Raw genomic sequence first — 21977 nt, forward strand, 5'->3', positions numbered from 1 at the left:
GCGCCCCGGACCGGGACGCCCCTGCGGTTCACGTGCTCGCCGTCGTCAGGCCAGGCCCAGCTCGCCCTCGAACTGCGCGGCCTCCAGCCGCTCCTTGACCGTGGTCAGGAAGCGGGCGGCGTCGGCGCCGTCGACGATCCGGTGGTCGTACGACAGGGCCAGGTAGACCATCGACCGCGGCGCGACGATCTCGCCCAGCTCGGGGTCGGCCACGACGACCGCGCGCTTGACCACCGCGCCGGTGCCGAGGATCGCCACCTGCGGCTGGTTGATGATCGGCGTGTCGAACAGCGCGCCCCGGCTGCCGGTGTTGGTCAGCGTGAACGTGCCGCCGGACAGCTCGTCCGGGCTGATCTTGTTGGTCCGGGTGCGGTCGGCGACGTCGGCGATCCGCTTGGCCAGGCCGGCCAGGTTCAGGTCGCCGGCGTCGTGGATCACCGGGACGAGCAGGCCGCGCTCGGTGTCCACCGCCATGCCCAGGTGCTCGGCCGCGTGGTACGTGACCGTGCCCGCCTCCATGTCCAGCGAGGCGTTGACGTTCGGGTGCACCCGCAGCGCCTCGACGGCCGCGACCGCGAAGAACGGCAGGAACGACAGCTTCGCGCCGTGCCGCTGCTGGAACGCGTCCTTGGCCCGCTGGCGCAGCTTGGCGATCCGGGTGACGTCCACCTCGACGACCGTGGTGAGCTGCGCGGAGACCTGGAGCGACTCGACCATCCGGCGGGCGATCAGCGCCCGCATCCGGGACAGCTTCTCGGTCCGGCCGCGCAGCGGGCTCGGCGTCGCCTTCGCCGGGGCCGCGGGGGCACCGGCGGGCGGGGCGGCCGGCGCCGCCGCGGGGGCCGCCTCGACCCGGGCCGCGGCGTCGAGCACGTCCTGCCGGCGGATCCGGCCGCCGACGCCGGTGCCGGTCACCGCGCCGAGGTCCACGCCCTGCTCGGCGGCGAGCTTGCGGACCAGCGGCGTGACGTACCCGCCGCCGCCGTTGCTGGCCGCCCGGCCGGCGCCCGCGGGCGCGGCCTCGGCCGCGTCGCCGGACACCCGCGGGGCGGGCGCCGACTCCACGCCGGCCGGGGTACCGGTGCCCGGCGCGGCGCCCTTGCCCGGCGGCGGGGGCGGCGGCGTGGCCCGGCCGATCGCGGGCTGCGCCGGCGCGGCCGGCTGCGGCGCGCTCGCCGCCGGGGCCGGCGGCGCCGGGGTCTCGGCCGGCGCGGCGGCGGGCGCGGCCGCGCCGCTGCCGACGACGGCCAGGACCGCGCCGACGTCGGCGGTCTCGTCCTCGGCCACCCGGATCTCCAGCAGCGTGCCGGCGACCGGGGACGGGATCTCGGTGTCGACCTTGTCGGTGGAGACCTCCAGCAGCGGCTCGTCCATCGCGACGCTCTCGCCGACCTGCTTCAGCCAGCGGGTGACCGTACCCTCGGTGACGCTCTCGCCGAGAGCGGGCATCGCGACCGGCGTGCCGGCGGCGGACCCGCCGGCACCCGCGGCGGCGGGAGCGGCCGCGGGCGCCGGCGCCGGCGCGGCGGCAGCGGCGGGGGCCGGCTCGGGCGCGGGGGCCGCGGCCGGCGCCGCCGGGGCGGCGGCCGGCGCGGCGTCGCCCGCGGCGTCGCTGATCACGGCCAGCTCGGAGCCGACGTCGGCCGTCTCGTCCTCGCCCACCACGATGCGCGCCAGCACGCCCGCGGCCGGCGACGGGATCTCCGTGTCCACCTTGTCGGTGGAGACTTCCAGCAGCGGCTCGTCGACCTCGACCCGCTCACCCTCGGCCTTGAGCCAGCGGGTGACGGTGCCCTCGGTGACGCTCTCGCCGAGTCGCGGCATGGTGACCGATACCGGCATCTCTAGTCGACTCCTTCGTGGCGCTGTGCTACCTGGTGTGGTGGTGCTAGGCGTGCGCGTGCAGCGGCTTCCCGGCCAGCGCCAGGAACGCCTCGCCCATGGCCTCGTTCTGCGTCGGGTGCGCGTGGATCAGCGGGGTCACGTCCTCCGGGAACGCCTCCCAGTTGTAGACGAGCTGGGCCTCGCCGATCAGCTCGCCGACCCGGGCGCCGACCATGTGTACCCCGACGACCGGCCCGTCCACCACCCGGACCAGCTTGATGAAGCCGGCCGTCTTGAGGATCTGGCTCTTGCCGTTGCCGCCGAGGTTGTAGTTGTACGACTGCACCTTCGCGGCGCCGTACTGCTCCTTGGCCTTCTCCTCGGTCAACCCGATCGAGGCGATCTCCGGGTCGGAGTAGGTCACCCGCGGGATGCCGTTCTCGTCGATGACGGCCGGGTTCCGGCCGGCGATCTCCTCGGCGACGAAGATGCCCTGCTGGAAGCCGCGGTGGGCGAGCTGCAGGCCGGGCACGATGTCGCCGACGGCGTAGATGCCGGGGACGTTGGTGCGCAGCCGCTCGTCGGTGAGCACGAAGCCGCGGTCCAGCTTGATGCCCTGCTCCTCGTACCCGAGGCCGGCGGTGCTCGGCCCGCGGCCGACGGCGACCAGCAGCAGCTCGGCCTCGACGACCTCGCCGCCGGCGATGGTGACCCGGACGCCCTTGCCGGCCTTCTCCACCTTCTCGAACGGCTTGCCGACCTTGAAGGCGATCTTCCGCTTGCGGAACGCCCGCTCGACGGCCTTGGAGCAGTCGGCGTCCTCGGCCGGGACCAGCCGCGGCGCGGCCTCCACGATCGTCACCTCGGCGCCGAACGAGCGCCAGACGCTGGCGAACTCGACGCCGATGACGCCGCCGCCCAGCACGACCACCGACTCGGGCACCCGGTCCAGGGTGAGCGCGTGCTCGCTGGTGATGATCTTCTCGCCGTCCACGTCCAGGCCGGGCAGGCTGCGCGAGTACGAGCCGGAGGCCAGCAGGACGTTGCGGCCGGTGATCCGCTTGCCGTCGACCTCGACCGTGTCCCGGCCGACGAGCTTGCCGGCGCCCTGCACGATCGTGATGTTCGGGCTGCCGTTGAGCAGGCCGGTCAGGCCCTTGTACAGCCGGCCGACGACGCCGTCCTTGTACGAGTTGACGCCCTTCATGTCGATGCCGGTCAGCTCGGCCTGCACGCCGAACTCGGCGGACTCCCGGGTCTGGTCCGCGACCTCGGCGGCGTGCAGCAGCGCCTTGGTCGGGATGCAGCCGCGGTGCAGGCAGGTGCCGCCCAGCTCGCCCTTCTCCACCAGCGCCACCTTGAGGTCGAGCTGGGCCGCGCGCAGCGCGGCGGCGTACCCGCCGCTTCCCGCGCCGAGGATCACGAGGTCGAAGGTGTTGGGGTCGCTCACGCTCTACTCCCGGGGTACAGGCGCTGCCGGCGTGGTGGTCGGCGCTGCTATCGGTCACGACTATCGGTGGCGGTTGCCGCCCGGATCGGTGGCGGTGCGCGCCCGGCGGACGGACGCCGCCCCGGCCATCTTGTCACTTGTGGAGCGGGTTCGGGCAGGCAGGTGCCCAAGGACACGTTGCGCCGCCGCCCCTGACGCTACGTGGTTGTTGCCGCCCGGGCGTACCCTTGTCCGCACTTCGGGGGTACAGCGGGAGGGCGCGGTCGAATGGGCTGGTTCCGGTGGCGAAAGCCCAGGTCGGGCTCGTCTGCGACGCAGGATGCGGCAATGGAGCACCTCGTCGCTTTTGTCCGGAGCAGGTACGGCGTCGAGGCGTTCCTGGAGCCGCGGACCGTGATGACCGAGACCACCGTGCTGCTGATCGCCCACGACGGCGAGTGGACCCGCCGGCGGGTCGCCGACCCGGAGGCGGCGGGCCGGTTCGCACGAAAGATGAACATCCCGCTGTACGACGTCCAGCTCGTCGGCTACCCGCAGCGCATGCGCGACTTCAACGCCCGCCGCAAGCTGCGCCCGGACCGGCCGAGCCCCCGGCCCGGCACCGACCGGCCGCGCCCCTGACCGGCCGCCCCCGGCCCCGCCGGACGGCGGCGGGACCCGGGGCGGCGGCGGTTCAGCGCTTGGCGGCCAGGTCGTCGACCAGCGCCAGCAGCGTGCGGACCGGGATGCCCGTGCCGCCCTTGGCCAGGTACCCGGTCGGCTCGCCGGTGTGGAAGCTCGGCCCGGCGATGTCCAGGTGCGCCCACGGCACGCCCTCGCCGATGAACTCCGACAGGAACGCCCCGCCCTGCAGCATGTGCGCGGACCGGTCGCCCGAGGAGTTGATCTGACAGATGTCGGCGATGTCGGAGTCCATGCCCTTGCGCACCTCGGCCGGCAGCGGCATCGGCCACATCGGCTCGCCCACGGCCTCGCCGGCCGCCCGGACCCGCTCGGTCAGCTCGGGCGTGCCCATCACGCCGGCGATCCGCTTGCCCAGCGCGGTCACCTGGCCGCCGGTCAGCGTGGCGGTCTCGACCAGGTAGTCGCAGCCGTCCTCGCAGGCCCGGACGATCGCGTCGGCCAGGATCATCCGGCCCTCGGCGTCGGTGTTGTGCACCTCGACCCGCTTGCCGCCGTACATGGTGATCACGTCGCCCGGCCGGTACGCCGTCGCCGACGGCATGTTCTCCGCCATCGGCACGTACGCGGTCACCGCCAGCGCCGGCTTCAGCGCGGCGATGGCGAGCATCGTCGCGGCGACCGCGGCGGCGCCGGCCATGTCCGACTTCATCTCCCACATGCCGGCCGACGGCTTGATCGAGACGCCGCCGCTGTCGAAGGTGATGCCCTTGCCGACCAGGGCCAGCCGGGCGACCTTCTTCTTCGTCGGGGTGTAGCTGATCTTCACCAGGCGCGGGGCGGCGGACGAGCCCATGCCGACGGCGAGGATGCCGCCGTACCCGCCCTTCTTCAGCGCCTTCTCGTCCAGCACCTCGACGGTCAGGCCGGCCTCGGTGGCGGCGGCGTCGACCGCGTCGGCGAAGGCCGGCGGGCGCAGGTCGTTCGGGGCGGTGTTGACCAGGTCGCGGGCCCGGCTCACCGCGGCGACCACGACCGCCGCGCGGCTGACCTCGGCCTTGGCGGCCTTGTCCTTGGCGTCCGGCACGTGGATCTGGATCGTCGGGACCGCCGGGCGGCGCTTGGCCCGCTCGCCGGTCTTGTAGCCGGCGAACCGGTACGCCCCCAGCAGCGCCCCCTCGGCCACGCCGCGCAGCGCGGCGGGCGCGTCGGCGTCGTCGGGCAGCGGCAGGGCGAGGGCGACCTTGGATGTGCCGGCCAGCGACCGGACCGCGGTCGCGGCGGCGCGGCGCAGCGCCTCGGGGGCCGGCGCGGCGCCGGTCGGCTCGGCGCCGAGGCCGACGGCCACGACGACGGGGGCGCTGACCGTGCCGAGCGTGGCGAGCTTGGTGATCTCGCCCGCGGCGCCGGTCGCGCCGAGCAGGCGCAGGGTCTCGGTCAGCTTGCCGTCGAACGCGGCGGCGATGCTCTCGCCGCCGGTGGCCAGCAGCAGGCCGTCGGCCCGGCTGTGCAGGCCGATGACGACGGCGTCGACGCCGAGTTCGGCGGGGTCGTTGTCGACCAGCGAGAGCGTGGTCGCGGAGGGGTTCTGGGCGCGCTTCTTGGCGGGCGGGGTCACGCGGGTACTCCGGCGGGTCTACGGGTCGCGCACGCGACCGGGCGTCGATTGGGTACGCGCCGCAAGGGGGGATGGGCGATCGCCGACTCCCCGTGCGGTTCGGGCAGGATCGTGCGGTACGGGCATGATCGCCTGCCCACGTTACCGGCCGGCGGAAATCATGTCCCGCCGATGCTAGCCCCCCGCGGGCCGGGTACCGGCGCGCGGAGTCCCGCCGATCGCCCCGGCCGCCCCCGCGGGCGGTAAGTTGCCAGCCATGACTGAACCCCTGTCCGGCGCCGACCGCCGATCCCCCCTGCACGCCCGGCACGACGCGGCCGGCGCCAAGTTCGCGCCGTTCGGCGGCTGGCTGATGCCCCTGGAGTACGCCGGCGGCGGCGTGGTCGCCGAGCACACCGCCGTCCGCGACGGCGTGGGCGTCTTCGACGTCTCGCACCTGGGCAAGGCCCGGATCACCGGGCCGGGCGCGGCCGACTTCGTCAACCGCTGCCTGAGCAACGACCTGGGCCGGATCAAGCCGGGCAAGGCGCAGTACACGCTGTGCTGCGACGCCTCCGGCGGCGTGGTCGACGACATCATCGCGTACCTGCACGACGACGCGCACGTCTTCCTCATCCCGAACGCCGCCAACACCGCCGAGGTGGTGCGCCGGCTGGTCGCCGCGGCGCCGGCCGGGGTGCGGGTCACCGACGAGCACGAGGGGTACGCCGTCCTCGCCGTCCAGGGGCCGAAGTCGGCCGACGTGCTGGCCGCGCTGGGGCTGCCGACCGAGCACGAGTACATGTCGTTCGAGACCGCCGCCCTGGACGGGGTCGAGCTGACCGTCTGCCGGACCGGGTACACCGGCGAGCACGGGTACGAGCTGGTCGTCCCCGCCGACGGCGCGGTCGCGGTGTGGGACGCGGTGTTCGCGGCGGGGGAGCCGTTCGGCATCCGCGCCTGCGGGCTGGGCGCCCGGGACACGCTGCGCACCGAGATGGGGTACCCGCTGCACGGCCAGGACCTGTCGCTGGAGATCAGCCCGGTGCAGGCCCGGTCCGGCTGGGCCGTCGGCTGGTCGAAGCCCGAGTTCTGGGGCCGGGACGCGCTCGCCGCCGAGAAGGCCGCCGGCCCGCGCCGCACGCTGTGGGGCCTGCGCGCCACCGACCGGGGCATCCCGCGGGCGCACATGGCGGTGCGGTCCGGCGACGCGGTCGTCGGGGAGATCACCAGCGGGACGTTCTCGCCGACGCTCAAGCAGGGCATCGCGCTGGCGCTGCTGGACACCGCCGCCGGGCTCGGCGAGGGCGACACGGTGACGGTGGACGTCCGCGGCCGGCAGTGCGCGATGACGGTGACCAAGCCGCCGTTCGTGACCCCGTCGGTGCGCTGACCGCCGGGGGTGCGCCGGTCCTGAGCGCACCGCCGGCGGGCCCGCGCCGCGGCACCGCACGCCGCGGCGCGGGTCAGCCGAGGAGGAGGGCGACCAGGGTCGCCGCGGTGGTGACCTCGACGGCGGCGCCCAGCACGTCGCCGGTCACCCCGCCGAACCGGCGCACCGCGTGCCGGACCAGCAGCAGCCCGAGCGCCAGCGCCGCCGCCGCCGCGGCCGGCCCCTGCCACCACCGCCCCGGTACCGCCGGCACCGCCGCGGCCAGCACCGCGAGCGTGCCCGCGGCCAGGGCGAGCGGGCCGACCGTACCGGCGACCAGCGCCCCGAGCCCGGCCGGCCGGGCCGCCGGCACGCCCCGCCGGCACGCGTACGCCACCGCCAGCCGGCCCGCGCCGTGCGCGGCGGCGACACCGGCCAGCAGCGGGACCGCCGGCCGGTCGGCCAGCGCCCCGAGCGCGGCGGCCTGCACCAGCAGCGTCCCCGCCAGCGCCGCCACCCCGAACGGCCCGATGTCGGCCCGCTTCATCACCGCCAGGCCCGCGTCGCCGCGCCGGTACGAGCCGAGCGCGTCCACGGTGTCGGCCAGCCCGTCCAGGTGCAGCCCGCGGGTGAGCAGCGCCGCGAGCGCCCATACCAGCGCGCCGACCAGCAGCGGGGACGGCAGCGCGGCGCGCAGGCCGAGTGCCGCGGCGCCGAGCAGCGCGCCGAGCGCGAGGCCGAGCCAGGGCGCGGCGGCCATCGCCACGGCGGCCGCGGACCGGTCGGCCGGGCCGGCCCGCACGGGCAGGACGGTGAACGTACCGGCGGCCAGCCGCAGCCCGCGGGCGAGCCGGGCGTCGCTCACCCGTCCCCGAGCAGCGCCGCCGCGAGGTCCACGCCCGCGTTGAGCACGCCGAGCGCGACCAGCGCCGCGCAGCCCTCGCCCAGCTCCAGCCCGAGCCGGGTGGCGGCGGTGGTGCCGAGCTGCCGGGCGGCGGCCCGGACCAGCGGGCCCTCGCCCTCGTCCGGGACCAGGCACCAGTGCCGGACGTCCGCGGCCAGCTCCACCGCGGCGACCGCGCCGGCCGTGCCGACGGGCCCGTCGAGCAGGACCGGCACCCGGGCGCCCGCGGCGGCCAGCACCGCGCCCGCGGCGGCGGCGACGTCGGCGCCGCCGACCTGCGCGAGCACGGCCACGGGGTCGTCCTCGCGCCGGACCCGGTACACCGCGCCGCGGATGGCGGCGCACCGCTGCATCCAGGACGCGTCGTCGATCAGCCCCTCGCTGTCGACCAGCCGGGGCAGGATCGCGGCCGGCTCGACCCGCCCGATCGCCCCGACGACCGCGGCGCCGGCGCTGGCCGTGCCGGCGCCGGTGGCGGCGAGGATCAGCGTGTCCGCGCCCTCCTCGATCACCCGGCGGGTGGCGTGGTACCCGGCGGCCAGCGCGGCCCGGGCGGCGGTCTCGGTCAGCGCCGGGCCGTCCTCGATCGGGGCGGCGTCCGGCCCGGACCACACCCAGACCGGCGCGCCGGCCCGCGCGGCCAGCGCGGCGAGCGGGCCGCGCCCGGCGAGCAGCTCGGCCCGGCCGGCGCCGCCGGGCAGCTCGCCGACGGCGGCGGCGCCGGGGTGGTCGGCGTGCAGGGCGAGCACCGCGGGGCGGCGGAACGCCGGCGGGGGCAGCGCGCCGCGGGCGCCGGCGGCGGCGCCGACCGCGTGGCCGAGCGGGCCGAGGCCGGGCAGCAGCGCGGCCAGCTCGGCCCGGGCCTGCCCGGCGAGCACCTCGTCCGGCAGCGGCGGGTCGAGCAGGGTCGGCAGCCGGGCGCCGGGCGGCGCGTCGATCTCGCGGACGCCGGCCGCGCCCGGCGGGATCGGCGCCGCGCCGCCGGACTTGAGCGGGGTGGCCTGCCCGGCGACGACCAGCGCGACGCTGTCGCAGGCGTCGGCGACGGCCTGGTTGAGCGCGCCGAGCGCGTCGGTGAAGGCCCGGCCGAGCGGGTTGTCGGCGACGAGCGTGAGCCCGACCTCCGGGCTGACCAGGACGACCCGGGCCGGGCAGGCGGCCACGGCCTTGGCCAGCGCGGCGCCGGCGGCCGCGGGGTCGGCGCCCGCGTCGGCGAGCAGCGCGGCCACCCAGTTGCCGAGGTCGTCGACGAGCAGCACCTCGTCGGCAGCGGCGCCGGTCAGCAGGTCGGCCAGCGCGGCCGGGTCGCCCGGCTCCTCGGTGTGCCAGCTCTCGGGGCGGCGCTGCCGGTGCGCGGCGATGCGCGCCCGCCACTGCGGGTCGTCGTCGGCGGGCGCGGCGGCGGTGGCCACGTACCGGACCCGCGGGGCGCCGGCGACGAGCCGTTCGGCGTACGCGGACTTGCCGGACCGGATCCCGCCGAGCACCAGGAGGCTGCGCCAGCGGCCAGTGGACGTGGACATGCCCGTACCCTAGTGCAGCCCGGTGACGCCCGGAGGGCGCGCGCGTGGCCGGCGGGGGACGTGGCCCGGGCCGGGGTGCCGCCGTAGGCTGGACCGGTCCCACCCGGACCGGTCGGCGACCGGCGGTACGCGAAGGAGCGCGCGATGGCGTGGACGTGGCGGTACGAGGACGCGGCGGGCCGACCGGTGGACGGTCCGCAGGAGACATTCCCCAACCAGGCCGACGCCGAGTCGTGGATCGGCCAGGCGTGGCGCGACCTCGCGGCGGCCGGCATCGACGCGGTCACCCTGCGCGAGGACGACCGCGTCGAGTACACGATGAGCCTGGCGTCCGCCGGCTAGCCGGCGCCGCCGGCCGGCGCTAGGGGCGGGACCGCGGCGACACCGTCTTCGCCGGGTCCCGCTCGACCACCGGGTCGAGCGCCTCGTCGATGGCCTTGAGCACATCCGGCTCCAGCGTGACGCCGGCGGCGCGCACGTTGTCCCGGACCTGCTCGGGCCGGCTGGCCCCGATGATCGCCGCGGAGACGTTCGGGTGCTGGAGCACCCAGGCCAGCGCGAGCTGGGCCATCGTCAGACCGGCCTGCTCGGCGATCGGCTTGAGCTGCTGTACCGCGGTCAGCACCTCGACGTTGAGCAACTGCGCGATGAACGCCGCCCCCGACTTGTCGTCGGTCGCCCGGGAGCCGGCCGGCGGCGCCTGGTCGGGCAGGTACTTGCCGGTGAGCACGCCCTGCGCCAGCGGCGACCAGACGATCTGGCCGAGCCCCAGCTCGGTGCAGGTGGGGATCACCTCGGCCTCGATCACCCGCCACAGTGCCGAGTACTGCGGCTGGTTGGACACCAGCGGGATGCGCAGCTCGTGGGCGAGCGCGTGCGCCGCCCGGATCTGGTCGGCCGTCCACTCGGAGACGCCGATGTAGAGCACCTTGCCGTTGTGCACCAGGTCGGCGAAGGTCGTCATGGTCTCCTCCAGCGGGGTGCTGAAGTCGTACCGGTGCGCCTGGTACAGGTCGAGGTAGTCGGTGCCGAGCCGGCGCAGCGAGCCGTGCACGGACTCCACGATGTGCTTGCGGGACAGCCCCCGGTCGTTGGGGCCGGGCCCGGTCGGCCAGTAGACCTTGGTGCAGATCTCCAGCCCCTCCCGCCGTACGCCGCGCAGCGCCCGGCCGAGTACCTCCTCGGCCCGGGTGCCGGCGTACACGTCGGCGGTGTCGAAGGTGGTGATTCCCTCGTCGAGCGCCGCGCGCACGCAGGCGGTGGCGGCGTCCTCCTCGACCTGGGAGCCGTGGGTGATCCAGTTGCCGTACGCGATCTCGCTGACCAGCAGACCCGAGCGGCCCAAGTGTCGAAACTGCATGCCCCGACCCTATCCGCCCGCGCGGGGGCGCCGCCCGCGATCCCGCCCGCTGTGGAGCCGGCGGGGGAGCGGGCCGGCCTACAGGACGGGCGCGTCCACCCGCAGCCGCCGGCCGAGCGCGGCGTCGAGCGCCCGCCGGTCGCTGTGGGTGGGGGTGATCAGCGGCCGGCCGCGCCGGTCCAGCGCGCCCCACCGGCCCCGGCCGTCGACGATGAGGAAGGCGAGCGGGTGGATGACCACCGACCGGTACCGCGGCTCGACGAGCTGCCGCCCGGTCCGGTCGAGCACCCCGCGCCGGTCGCCGGTGTCGACCACGGCCAGGCCCTCCTCGGAGAAGCCGTCGAGGTACCGGCCGTCGGCCAGCGCGGTGGTGAAGCCGCGGTACCGCAGCGGCACGACCACCCGGCCGGCGATGTCGATCGCGCCCCAGCCCTCCCGCCGGACCGCGGCCACGCCGTGCCGGAACGGCCGCACGTCCTCGTACAGCGCCGGGGTCCGCGGCGTGCCGGTGGCGTCGATGAGCTGCCAGCCGCCGGAGTCGTCCGGCTGCACCCAGGCCATCCCGTCGCCGAACGGCTGGGCCTGCCGGAACGCCGCCGGCAGCAGCGGCCGCCCGGCCGCGTCGGCGTAGCCCCAGGCGCCGGTGCGGGCGTCCCGGGTCGGCACCGGCGCCGGCGGTACGCCGAGCAGCGCCGTCCGCAGCCGCGGGCGCGGCCCGAACCCGTGCCGCCCGGCCCGCTCGGCGATCGCGGCGAGCGCCAGCTCGATCCGCGCCATGATCGGCGCCCGGACGCCCGGGCACAGCGCGACGGCCTCGTCGAAGTGTTGCAGCGCCTCGACCAGCCGGCCCTGCTCGTAGCAGGAGCGCCCGGCCTGCTCGTGCACGCCGGCCCGCAGCGCGTCGGGCAGCTCGGCCGAGGCGGCGAGCGCCAGCAGCCGGTCGGCGGTGCCGAAGTCGCCCCGCCACTGGTGCACGTGGGCCAGCCGGGCGCGGACGACCGCGAGCTGACGCAGCTCGGCGGCGGCCCGGGCGTGGTCGAGCGCCCACTCGCCGTCGCGCAGCGCCTCGCCGAGGTCGCCGAGCAGCCGGGACGCGACCGCGCGCAGGCTGAGCAGCCGGGCCCGGTGCTCGTCGTGCGGCGCCCGGGTGAGCGCGCGGCCGAGGTCATCGCGCAGCGCCCGGACCCGGCCGGGCTGGGTGACGACCTCGCGCAGCGTGCGCGGGTCGAGGTGGCCGCGGCAGGCGGCGAGCCGGGCCTCGATGTCGTCGCCGTCCCGGTCGTCGGCGGTCAGCGCGTCGGCCCGGACGGTCGCCGGCGGCGCGCTCGGCGCGGGCGGGCGGCGGCCGGGGTACTGGCGCCGGACGGCGCCCGCGGGCGGCGTCGGCACCGGCGCGGCGCCGCGGTACACGCCGGGCCGGCCGGGCGGGGCCGCGCGGCGGTCGGCGTCGGCGCTCGGGTGCTCGGCGCGCGGCCAGCAGCCGGTGTCGCGCAGGGCCCACTCGGGCGCGGTCGCCGGCCGCGCGGAGAACGGGTTCACGGTCACGTCGTCACCTCGCCACCCACGCATTACCTCCACCGGGCTCGTCCGTTGGCCCGCGGCGGGTGCCCCGGGCGCTGCCGTCCGCGGTGCGGCCGCGGCGGCGACTTGCGACTCCCCGATCCCCCGGCGAGCCGGGGGCCGCCACGCGCGCGGGGTGGCCCGCTTGGTGGGAATTAGTCAGGAGCGTATAGGTGTGACCCACCTCACCGCCAGTGCCGCGCCGGTTGATCTGCGCCATTCACCGCGGGTTATGTGTCGGGCGTGTCCCGGTTCACCGATTTGTCGTCGACGCCGCTCCCGTACCGGCCCGGCGCAATGGTCGCGATCGGGGTTACGGGCGGTCCTCCCGCGGAGTGAAACCCGAGGTGCCGGGCCTCACAGATCTCCTCCGGGTCCGGCCGTAACCACTGCGGACTGTCCGGTCTCGACTGCTTCCGCGGGGAGCTGCGCTATCACGCGAATGCGGCGACCCATCCTAAATGGGTCGGGACCCATGGTTGCATACCCACGGAATAAGTGGAAATCGGATTGATCCGACCGGGGAGCCGCGGTCCCCGAATGGGCCGGACACCCGCCGCGCTATCACAGAGCGATGGCCAGTACACCACCGCTGCACAGCCGGGACGGGGAGCGTGGGGCGCCGGGGGGCGACGCGCCGGTGAACAACGGACCGCCCGCGGTACCGCCGGACCGGCTCTCCACCACCACGACGATGCTGCTCACCGGCCTGATCCCGAAGCCGGTGTTCGTGGACCCGAGCGGCCGGCGGCGGCGGTTCGCCGGGATCGCGCTGGCGGTGGCGGGCGGCGGCGCCCTGCTGTACGCGGCCACCCTCGGCGCCAGCGTCCTCGGCGGGGACGTGCTGCCCACCTCGGTCCTGCCCCGGGCCTTCCCGTTCGGCGGCAAGCCGGCCCCGGCCGCCACCGCGACGGCGAGCCCGCGGCCGGCGCCCGGCACCGCCGCCGGCACCGGCGTGCTGCCGACCCGGGCCGAGCCGTGGCCCGCCCGCCCGCGGGCGACCGCCACCCGCGCGCCCCGGGCCGGGACCACCCCGCGCGCGACCGCCCGGCCGCGGCCCACCCGCACCGCGTCGCCCCCGGCGGCCACGCCCCGGCCGAGCGCCACCGCGCCCACGACCGCGCCGTCGCCCACCGCCACCGGCCGGCCGGGCCGCCGCGGCGGGCGCTCGTGAGCCGCCGCGCCGGCCGCCGGCCGGGCGCCGGCTCCGCGGCGGCCGTGGTCCTGCTGCTCGGCCTGGTCAGCATCCTGCTGGCGCAGGCGTACGTCAGCAACAGCTTCAGCCCCGACCACGCCTCGGTCGCGGGGGTGAGCGACGCCGTCCCGGCGCAGATCCGCGCCGGCGGGCCGCTGGTCGACGCGTCCGGCACGCCGCGGGCGTTCCCGATGCCGCCGCGCACGCTCAGCCTCACCTTCGACGACGGGCCGGACCCCACCTGGACGCCGCCGATCGCCGACGTGCTGCGCAGGCACGGCGTCCGGGCGACGTTCTTCGTCGTCGGCTCGATGGTGGCCGAGGACCCCGCCCTGCTGCGCCGGCTGCGCGCCGACGGGCACGAGATCGGCATCCACACGTTCACCCACCCGGACCTGGGCGCGATGCCGCGGTGGGGGCGGCGGCTCCAGTACAGCCTCACCCAGCTCAGCATCGCCGGGGCGACCGGCGTGACGTCCGGGCTGTTCCGGCCGCCGTACTCGTCCGGCAACGGCGCGATCGACAACACCACCTGGGAGGTGCTGCGCGACGGCGGCGCCGCCGGCTACCTGTCGGTCCTGAGCTCGATCGACAGCCGGGACTGGGCCCGGCCCGGCGTCGACCGGATCGTCGCCAACGCCACCCCGCCCGGCGGCGGCAGCGGCATCGTGCTCATGCACGACGCCGGCGGCGACCGGTCGCAGACGGTGGCGGCGCTGGACCGGTACCTCACGGCGATGACCGCGGCCGGGTACCGGTTCGTCACCGTCGAGGAGGCGCTCGCCGCGACCACCCACGCCCGCCCCGGCGCGGCGGCGTTCGTCAGCAACCCCGCCGCCGACCGGACGACCCGGTGGCGCGGGCAGGCGCTCATCCGGGCGGTGCAGTTCGCCGACTGGACGGTCCGGACGCTGATGATCCTGTTCCTGGTCATCGGCGTGCTGACCGCGGTGCGACTGGCGCTCATGGTCGTCGGCGCGCTGCGGCACGCCCGGCAGCGCCGGGCGCCCGCCTGGCGCTGGGGCCCGCCGGTGACCGCGCCGGTGTCGGTGATCGTGCCGGCGTACAACGAGTCGGCCGGGATCGCCCAGACCGTCCGGTCGCTGGCCGGCGGCGACCACCCGGGCATCGAGGTGGTGGTCGTCGACGACGGCTCCACCGACGACACCGCGGCCGTGGTCCGCGGGCTCGGGCTGCCCAACGTCCGGCTGGTCACCATCCCGAACGGCGGCAAGGCCAACGCGCTCAACGTCGGCGTCCGGCACGCCGCGCACGACCTGATCGTCATGGTCGACGGGGACACGGTGTTCGAGTCCGACGCGGTCCGGCACCTCGTCCAGCCGTTCGGCGACCCGCGGGTCGGGGCGGTCGCCGGCAACGTCAAGGTCGGCAACCGGGCCAACCTCCTCGCCCGCTGGCAGCACCTGGAGTACGTGATCGGGTTCAACCTCGACCGCCGGGTGTACGACCTGCTCGGCTGCATGCCGACCGTGCCCGGCGCGATCGGCGCGTACCGCCGGCAGGCCCTGCTGGACACCGGCGGGCTGTCCGAGGACACCCTCGCCGAGGACACCGACCTCACCATCGCGCTGCTGCGCGCCGGCTGGCGGGTGGTGTACGAGGAGCGGGCCCGGTCCTGGACCGAGGTGCCGACGACCATGCGCCAGCTCTGGGCGCAGCGGCACCGCTGGTGCTACGGGACCATCCAGGCGCTGTGGAAGCACCGCGCCTCGATCCGGGAGCGCGGGGCGTCCGGCCGGTTCGGCCGGCTCGGCCTGCCGCTGCTCGCGTTCTTCCAGGTGGTGCTGCCGCTGCTCGCGGTGCTCATCGACGTGCTGGCCGTGGCGGGCTTCCTGCTGTACGACCGGCGGGAGACCGCGATCGCCTGGCTGGCCATGCTCGCCGTGCAGGTCGTCACCGCCGCGGTCGCGCTGCGGCTGGACCGGGAGCCGATGCGCGCGCTGTGGGCGCTGCCGTTGCAGCAGGTCGCGTACCGGCAGCTCACCTACCTGGTGGTCATCCGGTCGGTGACGACCGCGATCAGCGGCGCCCGGCTGCGCTGGCAGACGCTGCGCCGGGCGGGCAGCGCGGCGATGTCGGCGGGCGACGGGGCGAGCATCCCCGGCCAGCGCCCCGCCCCGGCCGCCGACCCGCTCGCCGGTCCGCCGCACGGCGGACCGCCGGCCGGGCGGGCGTACGAGGGGCCGCCGGCCGGTCCGGCGTACGGAGCCGGGCCGACGTACGACCGGCCCGTCGCGGGGCGGGCGGCGGCCCGGGTCGGGCTGCCGCCGGGGCACCGGGCCGTGGGCGGGACCGCGCGGGTCGGCGGGCACCGGGCGGCCGCGCCCGGCCCGGGCGAGCACGCCCCGCCGGCCCGCCACCGCTGACCGCCGCGCCACCGCCACCGCGCGGGCGGCTCGGTGATCACCGGCGGGGGCGGGCCGCTACCGTGGGGCCGTGACCAGCGCCGCCGCCGACCGCGCCCTCCGCCGGGACGCCCTCGCCCTCGCCGGCGCGGTCACCGTCATCGGGGTGTCGTTCGGCGCGATCGCCGTCGCCAACGGCCTGCCGGGCTGGCTCGCCTGCCTGATGTCGGCGACGGTGTTCGCCGGCGGGGCGCAGTTCATGGCGGTCGGGCTGCTCGGCGCGGGCAGCCCGGTGGCCGCGGTCCTCGCCGGGCTGCTGCTCAACGCCCGGCACCTGCCGTTCGGCCTGGCCATCGGCGGGGTGATCGGCGCCGGCCGGGGCCGCCGGCTGCTCGGCAGCCACCTGCTGCTGGACGAGTCGGTCGCGTTCGCCCTCGCCCGGCCGGACCCGGCCGCGCGGCGGCGGGCGTACTGGCTGGTCGGCGGGCTGCTGTTCGCCGGCTGGAACCTCGGCACGCTGGCCGGCGTGCTGCTCGGCGGCGCCACCGGCGACCCGGCCGCGCTCGGCCTGGACGCCGCGTTCCCGGCCGGGCTGCTGGCGCTGCTGCTGCCCGCGCTGACCGACCGGGCCACCCGGCTCGTCGCCGGGGCCGGCGCGGCGCTCGCGGTGGTGGCGACGCCGTGGCTGCCCGCCGGCCTGCCGGTGCTGCTCGCGCTGGTCGCCCTCGCCGCCTGGCCGTGGCTGCGCCGCCGCGCGCTGCCCGCCGCGGACGGGGAGGCCGGGTGATCGCGCTCGCGGTGGTGCTGGCGCTGGCCGCCGGCACGTACGGGTTCCGGCTCGCCGGGGTGCTGCTGCGCGACCGGCTGGACCTGCCGGAGCCGGCCCGGCGGCTGCTGCCGGTCGCGGCGGCGGTGCTGCTCGCGGCGCTGGCGGCGACGGCGGCGCTCACCGAGGGCGGCGCGCTGGCCGGCGCGGCCCGGCCGGCCGGGGTGCTGGTGGGGCTGCTGCTGGCGTGGCGGCGGGCGCCGTTCGTGCTGGTCGTGGTCGCCGCGGCGGCCACCGCGGCCCTGCTCCGCCTGGCCGGCGTGCCCTAGCCCGGTGGCCTGGCCCGGCGCTCCCGGCGCGGCCAGCCGACCGGGGCGGCCCCGGGCCCGGCGGGTGCGCACCCGCCGGAGCGGGTCAGACGTGCTCGCCGAGGTCCACCCGCGGGGACGGCATCCGCATCCGGCGGAACGTCAGCCCGCGCATGATGCCGTAGAACATCAGGCCGCCGACCCGCTGCGTGGTCTGGGGGAACTCCGCCCGCACCCGCTTGCCGATCCGGCGGGCGATCAGGACGCTGTCCAGCACGACCGCGAGCGCCAGCGCCAGCCAGACGTAGTTGGCGATGACCTGGACGATCAGCGGCATCTGCGTGGACGAGCCGATCAGCACCAGCAGCGCGCCGCCGAAGAACCAGGTGCCGGCCGTCCGCCGGGCGTCGACCAGGTCGCGGACCAGGGCCCGCTCGGGGCCGCGGTCGCGGGCGGTGAGGTACCGGTCGTCGCCGCGCCGCATCCCGGCCATCGCCTCGGCGCGCTGCTCCTTGCGCCGCTCCCGGGAGCGGCGCAAGGCCTCCTTGCGGTCGCCGGGCGGGGGCTCGGCGGGCCGGCGCTTCTGCGCCTCGGCCCGCTTCGGCGTGGCCACCCCCAGCTCCCGCTTGCTCGGCGTGTACCCCTTGGGCGCGGGGCCGCCGTCGGCCGGCGCCGCCTCGGCGGCGGGCTCGGCGTCCGGGGCGGGGGACGGGCGGCGAAACAGTGACGGCACGCGAAGAAGGGTAGCCGGGGCGGGCCCGCCCCGGCCAACCGGCTACGGGCGCTCGGCCGCCGCGCCGAGCGCGGCGAGCTTGGCCTCGAAGTCCTCGTACCCGCGGTTGATCAGATCCACCCCGTACACCCGGGAGGTGCCCTCGGCCGCGAGCGCGGCGATGAGGTGGCTGAACCCGGCCCGCAGGTCCGGGATGACCAGGTCGGCGGCGTACAGCTTGCTCGGCCCGGCGATCACCGCGGAGTGGTGGAAGTTGCGCCGCCCGAACCGGCACGGGGTGCCGCCGAGGCAGTTGCGGTACGTCTGGATCGTCGCGCCCATCGTGTTCAGCGCGGTGGTGTAGCCGAGCCGCTGCTCGTACACGGTCTCGTGCACGATCGACAGCCCGCGGGCCTGGGTCAGCGCGACCACCAGCGGCTGCTGCCAGTCGGTCATGAAGCCCGGGTGCACGCCGGTCTCCAGCGCCACCGCGCGCAGCTCGTCGCCGGGGTGCCAGAACCGGATGCCGCCCTCGTGGCCGGGCCGCCCGTCCCGGGCGGGGGCGGGGTCGGTGATCTCGAACGCGCCGCCGACCGAGCGGAAGATGTTCAGGAAGGTGCCCATGTCGGCCTGGCGGGCGCCGACCACCTCGACCTCGCCGCCGGTGGCGAGCGCGGCGGCGCCCCAGCTCGCGGCCTCGATCCGGTCGGGGATGGGCCGGTGGGCGTACCCGGCCAGCCGCGGCACGCCCTCGATCTCGATCACCCGCGAGGTGTGCACGTTGATGATCGCGCCCATCTTCTGCAGCACGCAGATGAGGTCGATGATCTCCGGCTCGACGGCCGCGTTGCGCAGCTCGGTCACGCCCTCGGCGCGGACCGCGGTCAGCAGCACCTGCTCGGTGGCGCCGACGCTCGGGTACGGCAGCTCCAGCTTCGTGCCGCGCAGCCCGTCCGGCGCGGCCAGGTGCAGGCCGCCGGGGGTCTTCTCGATCACCGCGCCGAACTGGCGCAGCGCGTGCAGGTGGAAGTCGATCGGCCGCGGCCCGATGTGGCAGCCGCCCAGGTCGGGGATGAACGCGTGGCCGAGCCGGTGCAGCAGCGGCCCACAGAACAGGATCGGGATCCGGCTGGACCCGGCGTGCACGTTGATCTCGTCGACGTGCGCGCTCTCCACGTTCGCCGGGTCGAAGACCAGCTCGCCGGGCTCGATGCCGTCGCTGACCCGGACGCCGTGCAGCTCCAGCAGCCCGCGGACCACCTCGACGTCGCGGATGGCCGGGACGTCGTACAGCCGGCTGACGCCCTCGCCGAGCAGCGTCGCCACCATCGCCTTGGAGACGAGGTTCTTGGCGCCGCGGACCCGGATCGTGCCCTGCAGCGGCGTGCCGCCGCGGACGACGAGGACATCGGTCTCGGAGGTCGGCTGGACGGGCTCGCTCACGCGGGTCACCTCACTGGTATGGCCCGGGTACGGCCGGGCCGGGGGGAGCCGCCGCGGGCGTCGGGGAGGCGCCGCCGCGGGGATCGGGGGAAGCTGTCCACTTCAACGCGGACATTGGCTTCAACCCGGAATCGGCCATATCCACGCTCACGGCAGCATAGCCCCGCCCCGCCGCACCCGCAGGTGCCGGACGGCCCGATTGCGCTGGTCAGTCGGGTCGGCCGGGGCGGCGGGCGCACCCGGCCGGGGTCGTTCACCCGGCTCGACTACGGGAGGGCAAGCATCCGATCCAGGGCAAGCCTGGCATTACGGGCGGTGTCCGGGTCGACTGTGATCTGGTTCACCACCCGGCCGGCGACCAGCTCCTCCAGCGCCCAGACCAGGTGCGGCAGGTCGATCCGGTTCATCGTCGAGCAGTAGCAGACCGCCCGGTCCAGGAACATGACCCGCTTGTCGGGGTGCGCGTTCGCCAGCCGCCGGACCAGGTTCAGCTCGGTGCCGACCGCCCAGGCCGAGCCCGCCGGCGCCGCCTCGATCGTCCGGATGATGAACTCCGTCGAGCCGACCAGGTCGGCCGCGCGGACCACCTCGTGCCGGCACTCGGGGTGGACCAGCACGTTCACGCCGGGCACCCGGTCCCGGACCTCGCGCACGCTGTCCAGGGTGAACCGCCCGTGCACCGAGCAGTGCCCGCGCCACAGGATCATCCGCGCGCCGCGCAGCTCGCCGGGCGTCCGCCCGCCGCCGGGCTTGTGCGGGTCGTACAGCACGCAGTCGTCCAGCCCGAAGCCCAGTTCCAGCACCGCGGTGTTGCGGCCGAGGTGCTGGTCGGGCAGGAACAGCACCCGCTCGCCCCGCTCGTACGCCCAGTCCAGCGCGCGCTTCGCGTTCGAGCTGGTGCACACCACGCCGCCGTGCCGGCCGACGAAGCCCTTGATGTCGGCGGAGGAGTTCATGTACGTCACCGGGACCAGCCCGTCGGTCAGCCCGGCGTCGGCCAGCGTCTCCCACGCCGTCTCGACCTGCCCCAGCCCGGCCATGTCGGCCATCGAGCAGCCGGCGGCCAGGTCCGGCAGCACGACCTTCTGCTCGGGCCCGGTGAGGATGTCGGCGCTCTCGGCCATGAAGTGCACGCCGCAGAACACGATGTACTCCGCGGCCGGGCGGGCCGCCGCGTCCCGGGCCAGCTTGAACGAGTCGCCGGTCACGTCCGCGAACCGGATCACCTCGTCCCGCTGGTAGTGGTGGCCCAGGATGAACGCGCGGTCGCCCAGCGCCGCCCGGGCCGCCGTGGCCCGGGCCACCAGGTCGGGGTCGCTCGGCGGCGGCAGCTCGCCGGGGCAGTCGACGCCGCGCTCGCTGGCCGGGTCGGCGCCGCGGCCGAGCAGCAGCAGGGCGAGCGGGGTCGCGGCCGGCTCGGCCCAGCCGGCCGGGCGCGCGGTGGCGGTCGCCGTGGCGGCGGTACCGGCGGTCGACGCGGCGGCGGCCGGGGCGGCGGCGACCGGGCTGGCGGTGGCCGCCGGGGTGCCGCCGGCGGTGGGGGCGCTGGGGGTGGGCGTCACGCGATCCATCGTCGCACGCGCCCGGGGGCACCGACCACGTGCCGTGGCGCACCCCGACCGGACGGCCGACGGCAACCCCGCCCGCCCCCGATCCCCACCCGGCGGCGGGCACGCCCGGGCGGCCGGCGGCGGGTCGGCGGCATGATGGGGTCGGCCGGAAGCGGGTGGCGGCGCCGCGGGCGCCGGGGGAGGGGTGGCGCGTGCGCGTCCTGGTCTGTCCGGACAAGTTCTCCGGCACCCTGACCGCCGCCGCGGCGGCCGCCGCCATCGCCGCCGGCTGGGCCGCCGCCCGCCCCGGCGACGCGGTCGCCGTGGCGCCGCTGGCCGACGGCGGGCCGGGCTTCGTCGACGCGCTCGCCCCGGCGGTGGGCGGGCGGCGGCTGCCCGTACCGACGGTCGACCCGCTCGGGCGGCCGGTCACCGGTGAGATCCTCGTCACCGGCGCGACCGCGTACGTGGAGAGCGCGCACGCCTGCGGCCGGCACCTGCTGCGGTACCGCGAGCGCGACCCGGCCGCCGCCTCGACGTACGGCGTCGGGGCCCTGCTGGCCGCGGCCGTGACCGCCGGCGCCCGGCGGGTCGTCGTCGGCCTCGGCGGCTCGGGCACCCACGACGTCGGCGCCGGCCTGCTCGCCGCGCTCGGCGCCGGCCCGCGCGACGCCGCGGGCGCCCCGCTGCCGCCCGGCGGGGCCGCCCTGGCCGCGGCCGCCGCCCTGGCCGGGCCGCCCCGGCTCGCCGGCCGCCCGCTGGCCGGGATCGCGCTGGTCGGCGCGGCCGACGTCGACAACCCGCTGGTCGGGCCGGCGGGCGCCGCCGCGGTGTACGGGCCGCAGAAGGGCCTGCGCCGCCGGGACGTGCCGCGCTTCGACGCCGGGGCCGCCCACCTGGCCGCGCTGCTGGCCGCCGCCCTGCCCGGCTGCCCGCCCGACCTCGCCGACCGGCCCGGCGCGGGCGCGGCCGGCGGCCTCGGCGCGGCGCTGCTCGCCCTCGGCGGCACGCTCACGCCGGGCGCGGCGCTGGTCCGCGAGCGGCTCGGGCTGACCGCCCGGATCGCGGCGGCCGACCTGGTGCTCACCGGCGAGGGCTCGGCGGACGCCCAGACCGGCCGGGGGAAGGTGGTGGCGGACGTGGCGGCCGTCGCCCGGGCGCACGGCGTGCCCTGCGTGGTGCTGGCCGGCCGGGCCGGCGTGTCGGCGGCGGACCTCGGCGTGTCGGCGGTGCACAGCCTCACCGAGCGGCTGGGCTCCGCCCGGCGGGCCCGGGCCGGGGCGCGGGCGGGGCTGACCGCCCTGGCGGGGGAGGTCGCCCTCCGGTGGGCCGGGGTTGGGAATGCGCCCGCGGGCGGCTAGCGTTGAGGAAACCGTTCACGCAGGGCAGCACCGTACAGGGCAGCACCGTACGGTGAGCAGCGCGA

Annotated in this window: 18 protein-coding genes; 8 read left to right on the forward strand and 10 right to left on the reverse strand. The window is 77.2% G+C overall.

What is annotated here, in order from left to right:
- Positions 1-45: 45 nt before the first annotated feature.
- Positions 46-1842, reverse strand: coding sequence for a 2-oxoglutarate dehydrogenase, E2 component, dihydrolipoamide succinyltransferase (gene sucB, locus IEY94_RS06445; protein WP_189169116.1), 1797 nt, complete (start codon positions 1840-1842; stop codon positions 46-48).
- Positions 1843-1888: 46 nt separating this feature from the next.
- Positions 1889-3274: a dihydrolipoyl dehydrogenase gene (lpdA, locus tag IEY94_RS06450; RefSeq protein ID WP_189169117.1), complete on the reverse strand. Its 1386-nt coding sequence runs from the start codon at positions 3272-3274 to the stop codon at positions 1889-1891.
- 267 nt (positions 3275-3541) lie between these two features.
- On the opposite strand from lpdA, the gene IEY94_RS06455 reads away from it, so the two are divergent.
- On the forward strand, positions 3542-3895 hold the full coding sequence (locus tag IEY94_RS06455) for a hypothetical protein (protein ID WP_189169118.1): 354 nt from the start codon (positions 3542-3544) through the stop codon (positions 3893-3895).
- Between the two features lie 52 nt (positions 3896-3947).
- Here IEY94_RS06455 and IEY94_RS06460 read toward each other — a convergent pair whose 3' ends face one another.
- Positions 3948-5513, reverse strand: a complete 1566-nt coding sequence (locus IEY94_RS06460) for a leucyl aminopeptidase (RefSeq protein WP_189169119.1) — start codon at positions 5511-5513, stop codon at positions 3948-3950.
- A gap of 256 nt (positions 5514-5769) precedes the next feature.
- Between IEY94_RS06460 and gcvT the strand changes: the two genes are divergently transcribed.
- A complete protein-coding gene (gene gcvT, locus IEY94_RS06465) occupies positions 5770-6885 on the forward strand; it encodes a glycine cleavage system aminomethyltransferase GcvT (RefSeq protein WP_189169120.1) in 1116 nt (371 codons plus the stop codon).
- Between the two features lie 73 nt (positions 6886-6958).
- Here the strand turns inward: gcvT and IEY94_RS06470 are convergent, their stop codons facing one another.
- Both IEY94_RS06470 and IEY94_RS06475 read right to left on the reverse strand, forming a co-directional pair.
- On the reverse strand, positions 6959-7729 hold the full coding sequence (locus IEY94_RS06470) for an adenosylcobinamide-GDP ribazoletransferase (RefSeq protein ID WP_189169121.1): 771 nt from the start codon (positions 7727-7729) through the stop codon (positions 6959-6961).
- Positions 7726-9291: a bifunctional adenosylcobinamide kinase/adenosylcobinamide-phosphate guanylyltransferase gene (locus IEY94_RS06475; protein WP_189169122.1), complete on the reverse strand. Its 1566-nt coding sequence runs from the start codon at positions 9289-9291 to the stop codon at positions 7726-7728. The genes IEY94_RS06470 and IEY94_RS06475 overlap by 4 nt, the downstream gene beginning before the upstream one ends.
- A 144-nt stretch (positions 9292-9435) precedes the next feature.
- Between IEY94_RS06475 and IEY94_RS06480 the strand changes: the two genes are divergently transcribed.
- A complete protein-coding gene (locus tag IEY94_RS06480) occupies positions 9436-9633 on the forward strand; it encodes a hypothetical protein (protein ID WP_189169123.1) in 198 nt (65 codons plus the stop codon).
- A gap of 19 nt (positions 9634-9652) precedes the next feature.
- Here the strand turns inward: IEY94_RS06480 and IEY94_RS06485 are convergent, their stop codons facing one another.
- Positions 9653-10651: an aldo/keto reductase family protein gene (locus IEY94_RS06485; protein ID WP_189169124.1), complete on the reverse strand. Its 999-nt coding sequence runs from the start codon at positions 10649-10651 to the stop codon at positions 9653-9655.
- Between the two features lie 78 nt (positions 10652-10729).
- Positions 10730-12196 (reverse strand): WG repeat-containing protein, encoded by a 1467-nt coding sequence (locus tag IEY94_RS06490; RefSeq protein WP_189169125.1) that lies wholly within the window; start codon positions 12194-12196, stop codon positions 10730-10732.
- Positions 12197-12785: 589 nt separating this feature from the next.
- On the opposite strand from IEY94_RS06490, the gene IEY94_RS23330 reads away from it, so the two are divergent.
- The 4 genes from IEY94_RS23330 to IEY94_RS06505 all read left to right on the forward strand — a co-directional run bounded on the left by IEY94_RS23330 (position 12786) and on the right by IEY94_RS06505 (position 16867).
- Positions 12786-13385, forward strand: a complete 600-nt coding sequence (locus tag IEY94_RS23330) for a hypothetical protein (RefSeq protein WP_229783371.1) — start codon at positions 12786-12788, stop codon at positions 13383-13385.
- Positions 13382-15793 carry a bifunctional polysaccharide deacetylase/glycosyltransferase family 2 protein gene (locus IEY94_RS23335; protein ID WP_268244820.1) on the forward strand — a complete coding sequence of 804 codons (2412 nt, stop codon included), beginning with the start codon at positions 13382-13384 and terminating at the stop codon, positions 15791-15793. Before IEY94_RS23330 ends, IEY94_RS23335 begins: the two co-directional genes overlap by 4 nt.
- A 70-nt stretch (positions 15794-15863) precedes the next feature.
- Complete coding sequence (locus IEY94_RS06500) at positions 15864-16559, forward strand: AzlC family ABC transporter permease (protein ID WP_189169127.1); 696 nt, start codon at positions 15864-15866, stop codon at positions 16557-16559.
- Complete coding sequence (locus tag IEY94_RS06505; RefSeq protein WP_189169366.1) at positions 16559-16867, forward strand: AzlD domain-containing protein; 309 nt, start codon at positions 16559-16561, stop codon at positions 16865-16867. The genes IEY94_RS06500 and IEY94_RS06505 overlap by 1 nt, the downstream gene beginning before the upstream one ends.
- 85 nt (positions 16868-16952) lie before the next feature.
- On the opposite strand, the gene IEY94_RS06510 is transcribed toward IEY94_RS06505, so the two are convergent.
- From IEY94_RS06510 to nadA, 3 genes are all read right to left on the reverse strand, one after another.
- The gene (locus IEY94_RS06510) at positions 16953-17579 is read right to left on the reverse strand and encodes a DUF3043 domain-containing protein (RefSeq protein WP_229783372.1); all 627 of its coding nucleotides are present in this window, start codon (positions 17577-17579) and stop codon (positions 16953-16955) included.
- Between the two features lie 42 nt (positions 17580-17621).
- Complete coding sequence (gene murA / locus IEY94_RS06515) at positions 17622-19001, reverse strand: UDP-N-acetylglucosamine 1-carboxyvinyltransferase (protein WP_229783373.1); 1380 nt, start codon at positions 18999-19001, stop codon at positions 17622-17624.
- 266 nt (positions 19002-19267) lie between these two features.
- Positions 19268-20395: a quinolinate synthase NadA gene (nadA, locus tag IEY94_RS06520; RefSeq protein ID WP_229783412.1), complete on the reverse strand. Its 1128-nt coding sequence runs from the start codon at positions 20393-20395 to the stop codon at positions 19268-19270.
- Between the two features lie 368 nt (positions 20396-20763).
- On the opposite strand from nadA, the gene IEY94_RS06525 reads away from it, so the two are divergent.
- On the forward strand, positions 20764-21912 hold the full coding sequence (locus IEY94_RS06525) for a glycerate kinase (protein ID WP_189169130.1): 1149 nt from the start codon (positions 20764-20766) through the stop codon (positions 21910-21912).
- Positions 21913-21977 lie beyond the last annotated feature (65 nt).

The sequence above is a fragment of the Pilimelia anulata genome, from assembly GCF_014647895.1.
GTDB classification, from domain to species: domain Bacteria; phylum Actinomycetota; class Actinomycetes; order Mycobacteriales; family Micromonosporaceae; genus Pilimelia; species Pilimelia anulata.